Below are 15,599 nucleotides of genomic sequence, written 5' to 3' on the forward strand. Positions count from 1 at the left end.
CGACGGCCCTGCGAGGCCTGCTTCCCCACGACTGCATTGCTAGGACGAGCCATGAGCTACAACCGCCGCTCGAAGAACATCACCGAGGGCATCGCCCGTGCGCCCAACCGTTCGATGTACTACGGCATGGGCTACAAAGAAGAAGACTTTGGCAAACCCATGATCGGCGTGGCCAACGGCCACTCCACCATCACCCCGTGCAATTCCGGCCTGCAACGCTTGGCCGACGCGGCGGTCGAAGGTCTGAAAGCCGCCGGCGCCAACCCGCAAGTGTTTGGCACGCCCACGATCAGCGACGGCATGGCCATGGGCACCGAGGGCATGAAGTATTCGCTGGTGTCACGCGAGGTGATCTCCGATTGCGTGGAGACCTGCGTGGGCGGCCAATGGATGGATGGCGTGATGGTCATCGGCGGCTGTGACAAGAACATGCCCGGCGGCATGATGGGCATGCTGCGCGCCAACGTGCCCAGCATTTACATCTACGGTGGCACGATCCTGCCGGGCAAGTACAAGGGTCAGGATCTCAACATCGTCAGCGTCTTCGAGGCCGTGGGCCAGTTCACCGCGGGCAAACTGAGCAAGGAAGACTTCTGCGAGATCGAGCGTCGCGCGATTCCCGGCAGCGGCTCCTGCGGCGGGATGTACACCGCCAACACGATGAGCTCGTCCTTCGAAGCCTTGGGCATGAGCCTGCCCTACTCGTCCACGATGGCCAATGTCGAGGACGAGGTGGTGGAGAACGTGAAAAAGGCTGCCGCCGTGCTGGTGGAAGCCGTCAAGAAAGACTTGAAACCGCGCGACATCGTCACGAAAAAAGCGATCGAGAACGCCGTGGCGGTGATCATGGCCACCGGCGGCTCGACCAATGCCGTACTGCATTACCTGGCCATTGCGCATGCCGCCGGCGTGGATTGGACCATCGACGACTTCGAGCGCATGCGCAAGAAGATTCCCGTGCTCTGCGATCTGAAACCGAGCGGCAAGTACCTGGCCATCGACCTGCACCGCGCCGGAGGCATCCCGGCGGTGATGAAGGAACTGCTCAAAGCCGGCTTGCTGCATGGTGAGTGCATGACCATCACGGGCAAGACGGTGGCCGAGAACCTGGCCGACGTGCCCGACCTTTCCCCGCATCAAGACGTGATCCGGCCGGTCAGCCAGCCCATCTATGCCCAAGGTCATTTGGCGATCCTGAAGGGCAATCTGGCCCCCGAAGGCAGCGTGGCCAAGATCACCGGCTTGAAGAACCCGAAGATCACCGGCCCGGCCCGGGTGTTCGACGACGAACAGTCGGCCCTGGCGGCCATCATGGACAACCAAATCAAGCCCGGCGACGTGATGGTGCTGCGCTATCTCGGCCCCAAGGGAGGACCGGGCATGCCCGAAATGCTGGCACCCACCAGCGCGCTGATCGGCCAAGGTCTGGGCGAATCGGTGGGCTTGATCACCGACGGGCGCTTCTCCGGCGGCACCTGGGGCATGGTGGTCGGCCATGTCGCCCCGGAAGCCGCCGAGGGCGGCGCGATCGCCTTGGTGCGCGAGGGCGACTTGATCACCATCGACGCCCACACGCTGAGCCTGCACTTGCATGTCAGCGACGAAGAATTGGCCCGTCGCCGCGCCGCCTGGACGCCGCCAGCGCCGCGCTACACCCGCGGCGTGCTGGCCAAGTTCGCCAAGCTGGCCAGCAGCGCCAGTTCAGGCGCGGTGCTGGACAAATTCGAGTGATCGCCTCAGAGCCTGCGCTTGCGCGGCTCTTGCCCCAGGGCGGCCAAGTTCTTCTTGCGCCGCTCTTTCTTTTTTTCTTCCAGCTTGTCCATTTGCCGGCGCTTGGTATAACCCGAAGCGTCGGCCCAAGCCCACCACACCACCGCCAGCGCAAACGGCGACAAGACGACCCACCACGACCATTGGGCCACGGCGCCGAACTCGGCCAGCTTCAGCACGATCAGCAAGACACCCAGGACGACGAAATACATGCCAAGACTCCGTGAAGCCGCCGGGGCCATCGGCTCGAAGGCCCACCCAGGCACCGGGCGCAAAGCCTAGAATGCATGGTTGCGACTGTCAATCAACCCCACGATCGCAGGAATCACGACATGAAGCCTTTCCTCGCCCTTGCAGCCCTTGCCTGCCTGAGTGCCCCCGTCCTGGCCAGCCCCCAGCTGGCCCAGCAAAAGGCCTGTGTGGCTTGCCACGCCGCGGACAAAAAGATATTTGGCCCGTCCTTCAAGGACATCGCAGCCAAATACGCTGGACAAAAAGACGCCGTCGACAAACTGGCCCAGAAGGTCATCAAAGGCGGTGTGGGGGTCTGGGGCCAAGTGCCCATGCCGGCCAATTCCTCCGTCAGCGAAGCCGAGGCCAAGACACTGGTGCAGTGGATCCTGACGCACAAGTGATCGACGTTCGGCCCCCGGTCTGAATCGGCACCCCGCTTGGGCGGGGTGTCGTCTTTTCAGGAGATCAACTCGGCATCCAGCCAGCCGCGCAAGCTGTTGAGGAAGGCCAGCCCTTGCGCCCGCGCCAGAGCGTCCCGGTGCACCACTTGCTCGACCAGACGGCCTTCACGCAGGGCCACGGCCCGGCCGATCCCCCCCAACAGCCCGCAGGCCAGAGGAGGCGTCACCCAACGGCCATCCAGTTTCACCGCAACATTGCCGCGGGTGAATTCGGTAAGCTCCCCCGCCTCGTTCCACAGCAAGGTGTCGAAAACCGCCGCATCCACAGGCGCGAAGGCTTCATAGTGCGCACGCCGGGTGGTCTTGAAGCGCACGAATTCGCTGCCAGCCGCCTCGAAGGGACGCTCGGCCAGCCGAACCCGCACCGGGCTGGCCAGCTCGTGCAGTTCGAACGCCTCGGCGCGGCAACCCCCGTCGGCCCTGGCCAGCAGTCGCACCCGCCACAAACCGTGCGGATGCTCAGCCACCAGCCGGTCCAGCGCCCGCTCGGCTGCATCGATCTGCCAAACAAAGCCAAAGTGCCGCGCCGCGGCGGCCATGCGCGCCAGGTGTTCAGCGCGGTGGACCACCTGGCCAGACTCCAGCCGCAGGGTCTCCAGCAGCTCGAAAGCCGATTGGGCCCGCACGAGAAAGGCCTGCTTGCTGCGCCATTCCGCCCACTCGCCCGCGGCATCGGCATCGGCCGTGATGCCGCTGCCAATGCCGCAACGGGCTTGGCCAGCGGCCAAACGCACGGTACGGATGGGCACATTGAAAGTGGCCGAGCCGCCCGGGCGCACCACACCCACGGCGCCGCAGTAGACGCCACGCGGGCCGCGCTCGAGCCGTGCGATCCAGTGCATGGCCCGCAGTTTGGGCGCCCCGGTGACCGAGCCGCAGGGGAACAGCGCCTGGAAAACGTCCTCCAGACCCACCCCCGCTCGGGTGCGCGCGGTCACATCCGAAGTCATCTGCCAAACGGTAGGCAGCGCCTGCACCTGGAACAGACGGGGCACCTGGACGCTGCCCGGCTCGGCCAGGCGCGACAGATCGTTGCGGATCAGATCGACGATCATCAAGTTCTCGGCACGCTCTTTCTCGCTGCTGCGCAAATGGGCGGCGCGGCGCGCGTCGGCCTGTGGATCCGCCTCACGCGCGGCGGTGCCCTTCATCGGCCGGCAAAGCAAGCAGCCATCGCGCCAGTCGAAAAACAATTCAGGCGATACCGACAGCACCTGCTGGGCGCCGGTATCGATGTAAGCGGCATAGCCATCGGGCTGGGCCCGCAACAAGGCCTGGAACAAGCCCAAGGGCTCGCCATGAAAAGCGCTATGCCAAGGCGCAGTGAAGTTGATTTGGTAGACCTCGCCATCGGCGATGGCTGCGTGGATGCGGGCCACTGCCCGGTCGAATTCGGCGCGGTCGATGCCTGCGGTCCACGACAGCGGCTCATATGGCCACAGCGGCCCATCCGGCCAAGGACGCGCCTGGTCGAACACGCCGAACCAGGCCAACGGCCCATCTTGCGGCCGATGCACGGCCATCGCGGCATCGAAGGCCGGCGCCGCCTCGTACGCAACGAAGCCCACACACCATCGCCCCTGCCGAGCTTGGGCATGGACCTGTTGCAACACGTCCCGTACCTGCTCCAGCCGGTTCGCCTGGAGCACGGTCAGCGGCTCATAGAAAGCCAGACGCTCGCGTGAGGCGCCATCGGTCGGCGCGATGAAATCGATCAGGGCGGTCGGGGCAGACACGAAGACGGGGCAGAAGACGGCATTGGGGCCGACAGTCTAGCGCCCGGCCGCTATCGGGGGGTTCTGGTGAGCCCATCACGTCGCTGCGCGACATGAGTGCTCCCCGTCCCCTCTCGGGCGCTACCGCGCCCGGCCGCCATCGCGGGGTTCGGGTGAGCCCATCACGTCGCTGCGCGACATGAGTGCTCCCCGTCCCCTCTCGGGCGCTGCCGCGCCCGGCCGCTATCGCGGCACCTCGATCAGTTGGACTGCGCCAACTGATCGAGGATCGCGGGGTTCTGGTGAGCCCATCACGTCGCTGCGCGACATGAGTGCTCCCCGTCCCCTCTCGGGCGCTGCCGCGCCCGGCCGCTATCGCGGCACCTCGATCAGTTGGACTGCGCCAACTGATCGAGGATCGCGGGGTTCTCCAAGGTGCTGGTGTCTTGGGTGATGGGTTCACCGCGCGCGATGGAGCGCAACAGGCGACGCATGATCTTGCCCGAACGGGTCTTGGGCAGGTTGTCGCCGAAACGAATGTCCTTGGGCTTGGCGATGGGGCCGATTTCCTTGGCCACCCAGTTGCGCAGCTCATTGGCGATCTTCTTGGCTTCCTCGCCAGTCGGGCGCGGACGCTTGAGCACCACGAAGGCACAGATGGCCTCGCCCGTGGTTTCGTCCGGACGGCCCACCACCGCGGCCTCGGCCACCAGTTCGGTGCAACTGACCAAGGCCGATTCGATTTCCATCGTCCCCATGCGGTGCCCCGAAACATTGAGCACGTCGTCGATGCGGCCGGTGATGGTGAAGTAACCGGTTTGAGGATCTCGGCTGGCGCCATCGCCCGCCAAGTAGTAGCCCTTGAGCTCAGGCGGGTAGTAGCTCTTCTTGAAGCGTTCCGGATCGCCCCAGATGGTGCGGATCATGCTGGGCCATGGCTTTTTGATGACCAGGATGCCACCTTGGCCATGGGGCACGTCCTGGCCGGTCTCGTCCACGATGGCCGCATCGATGCCCGGGAAGGGCAGCGTGCACGAGCCCGGCACCAGCGGCGTCGCTCCGGGCAGCGGAGTGATCATGTGGCCGCCGGTTTCGGTCTGCCACCAGGTGTCCACGATCGGGCAGCGCCCGCCGCCCACGTTGGCGTGGTACCACTCCCAGGCCGCGGGATTGATGGGTTCGCCCACCGACCCGAGGATGCGCAGACTGGACAGATCGTAGCGCTTGGGGTGCACCGCCTCGTTGCTTTCAGCCGCTTTGATGAGCGAGCGGATGGCCGTGGGCGCGGTATAGAAGATCGTGACCTTGTGGTCCTGGATCATGCGCCAGAATCGGCCGGCATCCGGGAAGGTGGGCACGCCCTCGAAGACCAGTTCAGTGCCGCCGAGCGCCAAGGGGCCGTAAGCGATATAGGTGTGGCCAGTGACCCACCCGATGTCGGCCGTGCACCAGAAGATGTCCTTGTCCTTGAGGTCGAAGGTCCACTTGGTGGTCAGTGCGGCATGCAGCAAGTAGCCGCCGGTGCTGTGCTGCACGCCCTTGGGCTTGCCGGTCGAGCCCGAGGTGTAGAGCAGGAACAGCGGGTGCTCGGCCTCGACCCATTCAGGCTCGCATGTCGTCGGCTGGTTCTGGGTGACCTCGTGCAGCCACAGGTCGCGCGCGGCGTCAAAGGCGACTTGGCCACCGGTGCGACGGTAGACGATGACCTTGCGCACCGTCTCGCACCCTCCCATGCCCAAGGCCTCGTCGACGATGGCCTTCAGCGGCAGCTGCTTGCCTCCGCGCACTTGCTCGTCGGCGGTCAGCACCATCACCGCACCAGCATCCTGGATGCGGTCGCGCAGCGACTGGGCCGAGAAGCCGCCAAAAACCACCGAGTGCGTGGCACCAATGCGCGCGCAAGCTTGCATGGCCACGACGCCCTCGACCGACATGGGCATGTAGATCACCACCCGGTCGCCCTTCTTGACGCCCTGGGCCTTCAACGCATTGGCCAGGCGACAGGTGCGCTCCAACAGCTCGCGGTAAGTGACCCGGGTGATCTTGCCGTCATCGGTCTCGAAGATGATGGCCACCTTGTCACCCAGGCCACGCTCGACGTTGCGGTCCAGACAGTTGTACGATGCATTGAGCGTGCCGTCTTCGAACCACTTGAAGAACGGCGCGTTGCTGTCGTTCAACACCTTCGTGAACGGCTGCTTCCAGCTCACCATCTCGCGCGCCAGGCGGGCCCAATAGCCAGGATAGTCGGCCTGGGCCTCGGCACAGAGCTTTTCGTAGGCCGCCATGCCGGAGACATGCGCGCCGGCAACGATCTGGGGAGGCGGGGGGTAGAGCTTGCTGTGCGAGTCGGACATGGGTGCGTCTCCTGTGGATGGTCGGTCAATCCGCTGGGTGCCAAACCTTAGGGCGAAGCTCTTACGAAAGGCTGACTCCCCGCCCCTCCGGTTTTACCCTGGCATGCAAAGAGCACAAAGCCCTGGAATACTGCCGCCCGCTTGAGCTCGCGGGCTCGGTTGCAAGTGTCGGCTCGCTCTAGAATTTGCGACATTCCGTAGTATCCCTAGGCCATCGATGAGTGCCATCCCAGATCCCCGCACCACACGGCTGCGTCCGCTGCCCAATCTGATCTTTGCCAGCCGCTGGTTGCAACTGCCCCTGTATCTGGGGCTGATCGTCGCCCAGGGCGTGTACGTTTTTCACTTCTGGGTGGAACTGGTCCATCTGCTGGAGGCAGCCTTCGGCAGCCAGGCCGCGCTGGACAAGCTGGTCACCAGCATCGGCTACAAGGCCGACGCTGAGGTCACCGCGCTGAACGAGACCATCATCATGCTCGTGGTGCTGGCGCTGATCGACGTGGTGATGATCTCCAACCTGCTGATCATGGTGATCGTGGGTGGTTACGAGACCTTCGTCTCTCGCCTGCACCTGGAGGGGCACCCGGACCAGCCGGAATGGCTCAGTCACGTGAATGCCTCGGTGCTGAAGGTCAAGCTGGCCACGGCCATCATCGGCATTTCGTCCATCCACCTGCTCAAGACCTTCATCAATGCCGGCAATTACGAAGAGAAAGTGCTGCTGTGGCAAACCGTGATCCACATTGCCTTCCTGTTCTCGGCCCTGGCCATCGCCCTGGCCGACCGGCTGATGAGCCACTCCTCCCCGCGCGACGACCGCTGACTTCCCATGAAGCGTTGGCTGCCCACGCGTGAGCAACTGCTGGCGTCCAAATGGCTGCGCCCGGTGGCGCACCGCCTGCAGGATGATCACCTTTGGCACCTGGACCGCGGCAGCGTGGCCCGCGCGGTGAGCATCGGCCTGTTCTTCGGCTTCATGCTGCCGGTGGCGCAGTTCCTCTTTGCGGTGGTGACGGCGGTGTTCTTTCGCGCCAACGTGGCGGTGGCCGCCGCCTCGACGCTGGTCACCAACCCCTTCACCTTCCCGCCGGTGTACTGGTTGGCCTATCAGATTGGCAGTTGGGTCCTCGGCCATCGCAGTGGCGAAATCGTCGCACAGGCCCTCGAAAGCCAGATCGAAACCTTGGCTCAACAACAGGGCTGGTGGCAGGGACTGTGGCAGTCCATTCAGTCCACCGGCACCCCCTTGGTGGTGGGGCTGGCCATTCTGGCCGTGGTCAGCTCGACCCTGGGCTACGTGCTCGTTTGGGTCCTGTGGCGCCCCCACGAGCCGCCTCAGGAACGGGGTTGATCCGGCGGCACCGGCGCCTTCGATGGGCTACGCCGGTGCAAGGCCGCTTTGGCCAGCAGATTGGCAGAAACCGGCGCGGTCACGAACAGGAACAGCGTGATCAAGAGCTCATGCAAGCCGAATTGCCCCGCAGCCCATTGACTGACCATGCTGGCGATCAGCACCCCGCCGACGCCGAGGGTGGTGGCTTTGGTCGGCGCATGCAGACGCATGAAAAAGTCGGGAAAGCGCAACATGCCAATGGCACCGATCAAGGCGAACGCCCCACCGACCACCAAAGTCACCGCGATGACGGCCTGCACGGCCCAGTGAATGTCGTTCCACATGGCTCACCTCACTCGATCACATCGCCACGGCTGAGGTAACGAGCCAGCGCCACCGTGGAAGCAAACCCCAGCAAGGCAATGATCAACGCGGCCTCGAAGAGCAGCTCGGTACGAAACCGCATCCCCAACAGGATGACCAGAGCCACGACATTGATGTACATGGTGTCCAGCGCCAGCGCACGATCGGTCAATTCCGGGCCACGCAACAGCCGCCAGACGCACAGCACCAGCGCCATCCCCACGCAAGCCGAGGCGATGTCCAGCGCCCACGGAATCACAGGCCATTCATTCATCCGAAGATCTCCCTCAAGGGTTGCTCGTAGCGCGACTTGATTTGCGCAGCCAAAGCCTCGGGGTCCTGGCAGTCCAAGGCATGGACGAGGATCTCGCCACGTTCTTCATCGACCACACAGGAGACCGTCCCCGGTGTGTTGGTGATGATCGTGGCCAGCAAACTGATCGCACCGGGATGTTGGAGCTGCAAAGGCACCCGCACCCAGGCCGGCTGCGGGTCTGCCCCTGGCCACAGGACGATGCGGGCAACAGTGAGGTTGGAAACCACGATGTCCCACAGCACGATGGCAGCCAGGCGCACAACCGTGCGCATCCGCCGCGGCTGCAGCGCCGGCCCAAGAAAGCCGGCCGTCAGTCGTGGCAGCCCCCAACCGAGCACGGCTGCCGTGATCAGGTGAGGCACGGCCACACTGCCTTGCAACAGCAGCCAAGCCAAGGCCAGCAGCACCGACAACGCCAGGTGGCTTCCTGCAGGCATGCGGGAGCGATCGCGAGGGCCGGAGGATCGATCGTTCATCGTGAGGTCTCCTGCGCGGGGCGATACGGCCGTGTGGTGCGCGCGGCCTCGCCGCCCATTTCGGGCAAGGCCGCCCGCGCATAGGCGGCGCGATCCACGAGCTGCAATGCCGCCGCCTCGGTATAGCGCTGAATGGGCGCAGCCCAAACGCTCAGCGCAACACTGGCGGCCAACAAGGCCAGCGTCGGAACCAGCAGCCTGGGGCTGGCGCCGGAGGCGCCGATGGCCGGGCGATCATCACGCACGTGCCAGAACAGGATGCTGCCGGCCCGCGCCAGACCGACCAGCGTGAGAAAGCCCACTCCCAGCACGACGCTCCACACCATGGCCTGCCAGGCATGATGGCTGGCCGCCTCGAGGATCATCAGCTTGCCGATGAAGCCCGGCAGCGGTGGCAGGCCCGCCGTGGAGGCGGCCGCCAGCAGCAGCATCAGCCCCAGCAGCGTGGGTTGGGCCACCGGCGACGCCGGCACGAGCTGCGTGGCCGCATCGCCCCGCTGGGCGCCGACGAGTTCGGCCAGCAGGAACAGTCCGGCCGTCACCAGCGTGCTGTTGAGCATGTAGTACAGCGCCGCCGACCAGGCCTGGGAGGAAAACAGCCCCAAGCCGGCCAGCACGGTGCCCACCGAAGCCACCGTGAGCCAGGCCACCAAGCGCGGCAACGTGCGCGCCGCCAGTGCGCCGATCACGCCCACGACGCTGGTGAGGAGGGCCAGCGGCAGCAGGACCGGCTGCACGGTGAGGGCCGCATCACCTGCCTCGGCGCCGAAGATCACGCCATGCACCCGCACGATGGCATAAACCCCGACTTTGGTCATGATCGCGAACAGGGCGGCCACCGGCGCACTGGAGGCGGCATAAGTGGCCGGCAACCACATCGCCAGCGGCATCAAAGCCGCCTTGAAACCAAACACCACCAACAGCACCAAGGCTGCGGCCTGCAGCACCACCGAGTCCGGCGCGGCCACTTGGGGCACGCGCAGCGCCAAATCGGCCATGTTGAGCGTGCCCGTCTTGGCATAGATGAGTGCCACGCCGATGAGGAACAGTGAGGATGCGGCCAGGTTCAACACCACATAGTGCACGCCCACGCGGAAGCGCTCCTTCCCCTGCCCATGCACCATCAAGACGTAGGACGCAATGAGCAGCACCTCGAAGAAGACGAAGAGGTTGAACAGGTCGCCGGTGACGAACGCACCGTTGAGCCCCATGAGCTGAAACTGGAAGATGGCGTGGAAGTAGCGGCCGTGTGCATCCCAACCGCCCGTGGCATACCACAGCACCGGCAGCGCCACGCAGGAGGTCAGCAGCAGCATCAGCGCGCCCAAGCGATCGACCAATACGAGAATGCCAAAGGGAGCCGGCCAGTCGCCCACCCGGTACGCCAGCAGCTCGCCACGACCGACTTCGACGACCAAGCCGACGGCAATGCACAGGCCCAGCACCGTCGAGGCCAAGCCGATGCGGCGAGCCCACAGCAGTTTGTGGTGTCCATGCCCGCCATGGGAGTCGCCCCCATGATCGCCAAGGAGCAGCAAGACGATGGCGGTGAAGGCCGGCAGCAGCACCGGCAAGATGGGCAGGTGGTGGATCAGTCCGCTCATGCCTGCTCCGTCTTGTCTGCGCGCCCATCGACATGGTCGGTGCCGCTTTCGTGCCGACTGCGCAGCGCCATCTCGATCACGAAGCCGGTGGTGGCAAACCCGATCACGATGGCAGTGAGCACCAGTGCCTGGGGCAGCGGGTCGGCCACCTCGGCGCCTCGTGTCAGGATGGGCGGTGCACCGCTCCACAGACGGCCCATCGCGAAGATGAACACGTTGACCGCATAGCCCAACAGACTCAGACCGAGCACCACCGGGAAGGTGCGCCCGCGCAGCATCAGGTAAATGGCGCAGGCCGTCACCCAGCCGATGCCAGTGGCCACGAGGAACTCCATCGTCATGCGCTTGCTCCCTTGTCCTTGGACGTTTCCTTGCTGGCCGCCCCCAGCACCGACAGCATCAGCATGGTCGCGCCCACCACGGTGATGTAGACCCCCAGATCGAACAGGGCGGCGGTGGCCAACGGCAGCTCTCCCAGCACGGGCACGACCGGATGACCATGGGCGCTGGTCAGGAAGGGCTTGCCGAAGAAGAAGGCCCCCACGCCGGTGGCCCAGGCAATGCCCAGGCCGATGCCGATCCAACGCACGAAGCGCCGACCGGCTGCGCTGCGCAGCACGGCCTCGGCACGGGCTTGCCCCATGGCCATGTACTGCAAGACCAAGGCCACGGCCGTGATCAATCCGGCAATGAATCCGCCGCCCGGCAGGTTGTGGCCACGCCAGAAAATGTAGACGCTGACCAGCAAGGCCAAAGGCAAGACCAAACGGGCGACCACCCGCAGCATCAAAGGTTCCTGACCATAGCTCCAGGGGCGCCCCTCGGGATCCAAGCGGGGCCGCCGCACGCGCAGGCCGTCCAGCAGCGCCAAGACGCCCAAGGCCGCAATCCCCAGCACGGTGATTTCGCCAAAAGTGTCGTAGCCACGAAAGTCGACCAGGATCACATTGACCGCATTGGTGCCGCCGCCAGCCGGCACGGACTGCTCGAGGAAGTACCAGGCGATGGACTCGTGGTTGCTGGTCAGCATCAACCACGTGACCCAGGCCACGGCCCCGCCAGCGGCCAGCGCCAGCGTCCCATCGCGCCATCGGCGCCAGCGGCTGGATTCGGCCGGCGTCGTCTGCGGCAGCAAGGCCAAGCCCATCAGCAGCAGCACGGTGGACACCACGTCCACCGACAGTTGCGTCATGGCCAGGTCCGGCGCGGACAGGGCCAGGAAGGTCAGTGAGGCCGCCAGCCCCACGGCCCCGGCCAGTATGGCTGCCACATAGCGCTGGCGGTGATTGAGCAGCAAGGCTGCACCAACGACGAGCAGCACGCCCCACACCCCCACGGCCACGGGCGATGCCGGCAACAACTCCCGATCGCCCGGCCCCAGCGTCGGGGCTGCTGGCGTCCAAAACGGCCAGGCTCCCAGCACAATCGCCAAGCCGATCATCCAGGCCAGGTAGCGCTGCAGCGAGCCGTTCTCGAAAACGGCCGTGATGCGACCGGCAAGCCCGAACAGACCGTCAATGAACGCCGTGAAAACGGCCTTGCCGCTGAAGGCGCGCGGCTCGTGGCGGTGCAGGCGACCGCCTGCCTGCAAAGCAAAGTAGTAGATGGCACCACCACCGACGGCGATCACGCTCATCAGCAGCGGCAGGTTGAAACCATGCCACAGAGCCGGGTGGAACTCCGGCGGCGGCGCGCCCAGCACCGCGGTGGCGGCGGCCACCACCAGCGGCCCGGTGATCAACGCCGGCATCAGGCCCACGGCGATGCAGATCGCCACCAGCAAGGCCACCGGGGCCTTCATGCCCCAGGGGGGTTCGTGCGGATGGACCGGCAGATCGCGGGCTGGGCCGTTGAAGAACACGTCGTGCACCAGGCGCAACGAGTAGGCCATCGAGAACAGCCCGCCGACGGTGGCCAGCGCCGGCACGAGCCAGCTCAACGAGCCCCAGAACTGCGCGTGCACGGCCTGCTCGAACATCATCTCCTTGGACAAGAAGCCGTTGAACGGCGGCAGTCCAGCCATCGAGGCCGCAGCCAGCATCGCAAAGCTGCCCATCCACGGCATGGCCGTCATCAGCCCGCCCAAGCGGCGCATGTCGCGGGTGCCGGTTTCATGGTCCACGATGCCGGCGGTCATGAACAGCGCCGCCTTGAAGCTGGCATGGTTGAGGATGTGGAAGAGCGCCACCACGGCCGACATCGGCGAGGACAGGCCGATCAAAAAGGCGATGAAGCCCAGGTGGCTGACGGTGGAGTAAGCCAGCAAGCCTTTCAGATCGTGCTTGAACAATGCCACGAAGGCGGCAAACACCATCGTCACCAGGCCCACGGTGGCGACGATGCCCTCGAACAAGGCGTTGCCGCCGACCACCGGGTACAGCCGCGCCAGCAGGAAGAGCCCTGCCTTCACCATGGTGGCTGAGTGCAGGTAGGCCGACACCGGCGTGGGCGCGGCCATGGCCTCGGGCAACCAGAAGTGGAATGGGAACTGCGCGCTCTTGGTGAAGCAACCCAGCAGGATGAGGACGAGCGCCACCGGGAACATCGGGTGGGACTGGATCTCGGCTCCGCGACCGAGCATCTGCGACAGCTCGTAGGTGCCAGCGATTTGGCCCAGCACCACGAAGCCGGCCAGCATCGCCAGCCCACCACCGCCGGTGACCGCCAGCGCCATGCGGGCCCCGGCGCGCGATTCTTCCTTGTGGCCCCAGTAGCCGATGAGCAGGAAGGACGACAGGCTGGTGAGCTCCCAGAACACCACCAGCAGCAGCAGATTGTCCGACAGCACGATGCCCAGCATCGCCGCCATGAAGAGCATCAGCGTGCTGAAGAACTTGCCGGCTGGATCGTGCTCATGCAGGTAGTAGGCGGCATACAGCACGATGAGAACGCCCATGCCACTGATCAGCGCGGCGAACATCCAGGCCAGGCCGTCCAGCCGCAGACCGACATTCAGGCCGATGGCGCTCACCCAGGGCCAGTGCGCCAGCAAGGTTTGGCCGGCCAACACCGGCGCGGCCGAGACGAGCAACAGCCCCAGCACGGCGATGGCCACCCCGCCGGCCGCCCAAGCGGTGGCCCGGCGTCGCGCCGGCGTCTGAATGCGCCCCAACCAGAAGCACAACCCAGTGCCCAGCACCAGGGGGAGCAAGACGACCGTGGCCAGCAGGTTCATCGTATCCATGCAAGCGAATGGGTGGCTCAAACCGCCGACATGGCACCCCATGACGGCGCGCAAAAACCGGCAGATTGTAGAAACATGTGCCGCCTCGTTTTCCGTGGTCGTCACTCGGACATTTCGCGGCAGCCGGTCCACCTCGTGCAAGCATGGTCCCGATCGCTCAGGCCAACGGGTGCTTGCCCCTTCGGCCAGCTAAAATCATGGGCTGCCCGGGCTTTCGCCGGTTTGCCCCACTCACACACTCCTCCAGCCAGCCCCATGACCACCACGATCCAGTACGACGATCTCGTCGAAAGCGTGGCTTCTGCCTTGCAGTACATCAGCTACTACCATCCGGCCGACTACATTGCGCATTTGGCCCGCGCCTATGAACGCGAAGAGTCACCGGCGGCCAAGGATGCAATTGCGCAAATCCTCACCAACTCGCGCATGAGTGCCGAGGGACGCCGCCCGATCTGTCAAGACACCGGCATCGTCAACGTGTTCCTCAAGATCGGCATGGATGTGCGGTTCGCCAATTTCCCCGGCTCCATCGCCGACGCGATCAACGAAGGTGTACGCCGCGGCTACCTGCATCCAGACAACAAGCTGCGCGCCTCGGTGCTGGACGATCCGCAATTCGAGCGCAAGAACACCAAGGACAATACGCCGGCAGTCATCCACATGGAGCTGGTGCCCGGCCACACCGTGGACGTGACCGTGGCGGCCAAGGGCGGCGGCTCGGAGAACAAGACCAAGTTCGTGATGATGAACCCCAGCGACTCGTTGGTGGACTGGGTGCTCAAGACCGTGCCCACCATGGGCGCGGGCTGGTGCCCGCCGGGCATGCTGGGCATCGGCATTGGCGGCACGGCTGAAAAAGCCATGTTGCTGGCCAAGGAAGCCCTGATGGAAGACATCGACATGTACGAGCTCCAGCAGCGCGGCCCGCGCAACAAGCTCGAGGAGCTGCGCCTGGAGCTGTACGAAAAGGTCAATGCGCTGGGCATCGGCGCACAGGGCTTGGGCGGACTGACCACGGTGCTGGACGTCAAGATCAAGATGTACCCGACGCATGCGGCGTCCAAGCCGGTGGCGATGATTCCCAACTGTGCCGCCACGCGGCATGCGCATTTCGTGCTCGATGGCTCCGGGCCGGTCTACCTCGATCCGCCGAGTCTGGATCTGTGGCCCGATGTGCACTGGGCCCCGGATTACAACAAGAGCCGCCGGGTGGACTTGAACACGCTCACGCGTGAGGAAGTCGCTAGCTGGAAGCCCGGGCAAACGCTATTGCTGTCTGGCCGGATGCTCACCGGCCGCGATGCGGCCCACAAGCGTATCCAAGACATGCTCTCACGCGGCGAGAAGCTTCCGGTGGATTTCACCAACCGGGTGATCTATTACGTGGGCCCGGTCGATCCGGTGCGCGACGAGGTGGTGGGCCCGGCAGGCCCGACCACGGCCACGCGCATGGACAAGTTCACCGAGATGATGCTCAGCCAAACCGGGCTGATCGCCATGATCGGCAAGGCCGAACGCGGCCCTGCAGCCATCGAGGCCATCAAGAAGCACAAGAGTGCTTACCTGATGGCCGTGGGCGGGGCGGCCTATCTGGTCAGCAAGGCGATCAAGGCCGCCAGGGTCGTGGCCTTCGAAGACCTGGGCATGGAGGCCATCTACGAGTTCGACGTGGTGGACATGCCCGTGACGGTGGCCGTGGATGCCGGCGGCACCAGCGCCCACATCACCGGCCCGCGAGAATGGCAAGCCCGCATCGGCAAGATCCCGGTGGCAGCCGTCTGAGGCC

At 65.2% G+C, this 15,599-nt stretch carries 14 protein-coding genes; 5 read left to right on the forward strand and 9 right to left on the reverse strand.

Translation table 11 applies throughout. The annotated features are described in order from the left end of the window. Positions 1–51: 51 nt before the first annotated feature. On the forward strand, positions 52–1,731 hold the full coding sequence (ilvD, locus tag F615_RS0106625) for a dihydroxy-acid dehydratase (RefSeq protein ID WP_019560389.1): 1,680 nt from the start codon (positions 52–54) through the stop codon (positions 1,729–1,731). 5 nt (positions 1,732–1,736) lie between these two features. Here the strand turns inward: ilvD and F615_RS0106630 are convergent, their stop codons facing one another. Next, a complete protein-coding gene (locus F615_RS0106630) occupies positions 1,737–1,982 on the reverse strand; it encodes a TIGR04438 family Trp-rich protein (protein WP_019560390.1) in 246 nt (81 codons plus the stop codon). A gap of 120 nt (positions 1,983–2,102) precedes the next feature. On the opposite strand from F615_RS0106630, the gene F615_RS0106635 reads away from it, so the two are divergent. After that, positions 2,103–2,405, forward strand: coding sequence for a c-type cytochrome (locus F615_RS0106635; RefSeq protein ID WP_019560391.1), 303 nt, complete (start codon positions 2,103–2,105; stop codon positions 2,403–2,405). A gap of 56 nt (positions 2,406–2,461) precedes the next feature. Here F615_RS0106635 and pabB read toward each other — a convergent pair whose 3' ends face one another. Together pabB and acs are read right to left on the reverse strand one after the other, a co-directional pair. Further along, on the reverse strand, positions 2,462–4,201 hold the full coding sequence (pabB, locus tag F615_RS0106640; RefSeq protein ID WP_019560392.1) for an aminodeoxychorismate synthase component I: 1,740 nt from the start codon (positions 4,199–4,201) through the stop codon (positions 2,462–2,464). A 368-nt stretch (positions 4,202–4,569) separates the two neighbouring features. Next, on the reverse strand, positions 4,570–6,537 hold the full coding sequence (gene acs / locus F615_RS0106645; protein ID WP_019560393.1) for an acetate--CoA ligase: 1,968 nt from the start codon (positions 6,535–6,537) through the stop codon (positions 4,570–4,572). A 217-nt stretch (positions 6,538–6,754) separates the two neighbouring features. On the opposite strand from acs, the gene F615_RS0106650 reads away from it, so the two are divergent. Continuing rightward, positions 6,755–7,360 carry a YqhA family protein gene (locus tag F615_RS0106650; RefSeq protein WP_019560394.1) on the forward strand — a complete coding sequence of 202 codons (606 nt, stop codon included), beginning with the start codon at positions 6,755–6,757 and terminating at the stop codon, positions 7,358–7,360. A gap of 6 nt (positions 7,361–7,366) precedes the next feature. Beyond that, on the forward strand, positions 7,367–7,888 hold the full coding sequence (locus F615_RS0106655; protein ID WP_019560395.1) for a DUF2062 domain-containing protein: 522 nt from the start codon (positions 7,367–7,369) through the stop codon (positions 7,886–7,888). On the opposite strand, the gene F615_RS0106660 is transcribed toward F615_RS0106655, so the two are convergent. The 6 genes from F615_RS0106660 to F615_RS0106685 are packed head-to-tail and all read right to left on the reverse strand — an operon-like array spanning position 7,873 to position 13,804. After that, a complete protein-coding gene (locus tag F615_RS0106660; RefSeq protein WP_019560396.1) occupies positions 7,873–8,214 on the reverse strand; it encodes a Na+/H+ antiporter subunit G in 342 nt (113 codons plus the stop codon). The genes F615_RS0106655 and F615_RS0106660 overlap by 16 nt on opposite strands. 8 nt (positions 8,215–8,222) lie before the next feature. Further along, on the reverse strand, positions 8,223–8,507 hold the full coding sequence (locus F615_RS0106665; protein ID WP_019560397.1) for a K+/H+ antiporter subunit F: 285 nt from the start codon (positions 8,505–8,507) through the stop codon (positions 8,223–8,225). Next, positions 8,504–9,025: a Na+/H+ antiporter subunit E gene (locus F615_RS0106670; RefSeq protein ID WP_019560398.1), complete on the reverse strand. Its 522-nt coding sequence runs from the start codon at positions 9,023–9,025 to the stop codon at positions 8,504–8,506. Before F615_RS0106670 ends, F615_RS0106665 begins: the two co-directional genes overlap by 4 nt. Continuing rightward, a complete protein-coding gene (locus F615_RS17885) occupies positions 9,022–10,629 on the reverse strand; it encodes a monovalent cation/H+ antiporter subunit D (protein ID WP_019560399.1) in 1,608 nt (535 codons plus the stop codon). Before F615_RS17885 ends, F615_RS0106670 begins: the two co-directional genes overlap by 4 nt. Then, positions 10,626–10,964, reverse strand: a complete 339-nt coding sequence (locus F615_RS0106680) for a Na+/H+ antiporter subunit C (RefSeq protein ID WP_198150852.1) — start codon at positions 10,962–10,964, stop codon at positions 10,626–10,628. Before F615_RS0106680 ends, F615_RS17885 begins: the two co-directional genes overlap by 4 nt. Before the next feature lie 2 nt (positions 10,965–10,966). Continuing rightward, positions 10,967–13,804, reverse strand: a complete 2,838-nt coding sequence (locus F615_RS0106685) for a monovalent cation/H+ antiporter subunit A (RefSeq protein WP_019560401.1) — start codon at positions 13,802–13,804, stop codon at positions 10,967–10,969. A gap of 264 nt (positions 13,805–14,068) precedes the next feature. Between F615_RS0106685 and F615_RS0106690 the strand changes: the two genes are divergently transcribed. Then, entirely contained in the window at positions 14,069–15,595 is a 1,527-nt protein-coding gene (locus tag F615_RS0106690; protein WP_019560402.1) for a fumarate hydratase, read from the forward strand. Positions 15,596–15,599: the final 4 nt, after the last annotated feature.

The organism is Caldimonas manganoxidans ATCC BAA-369 (genome assembly GCF_000381125.1).
GTDB classification, from domain to species: Bacteria; Pseudomonadota; Gammaproteobacteria; order Burkholderiales; family Burkholderiaceae_C; genus Caldimonas; species Caldimonas manganoxidans.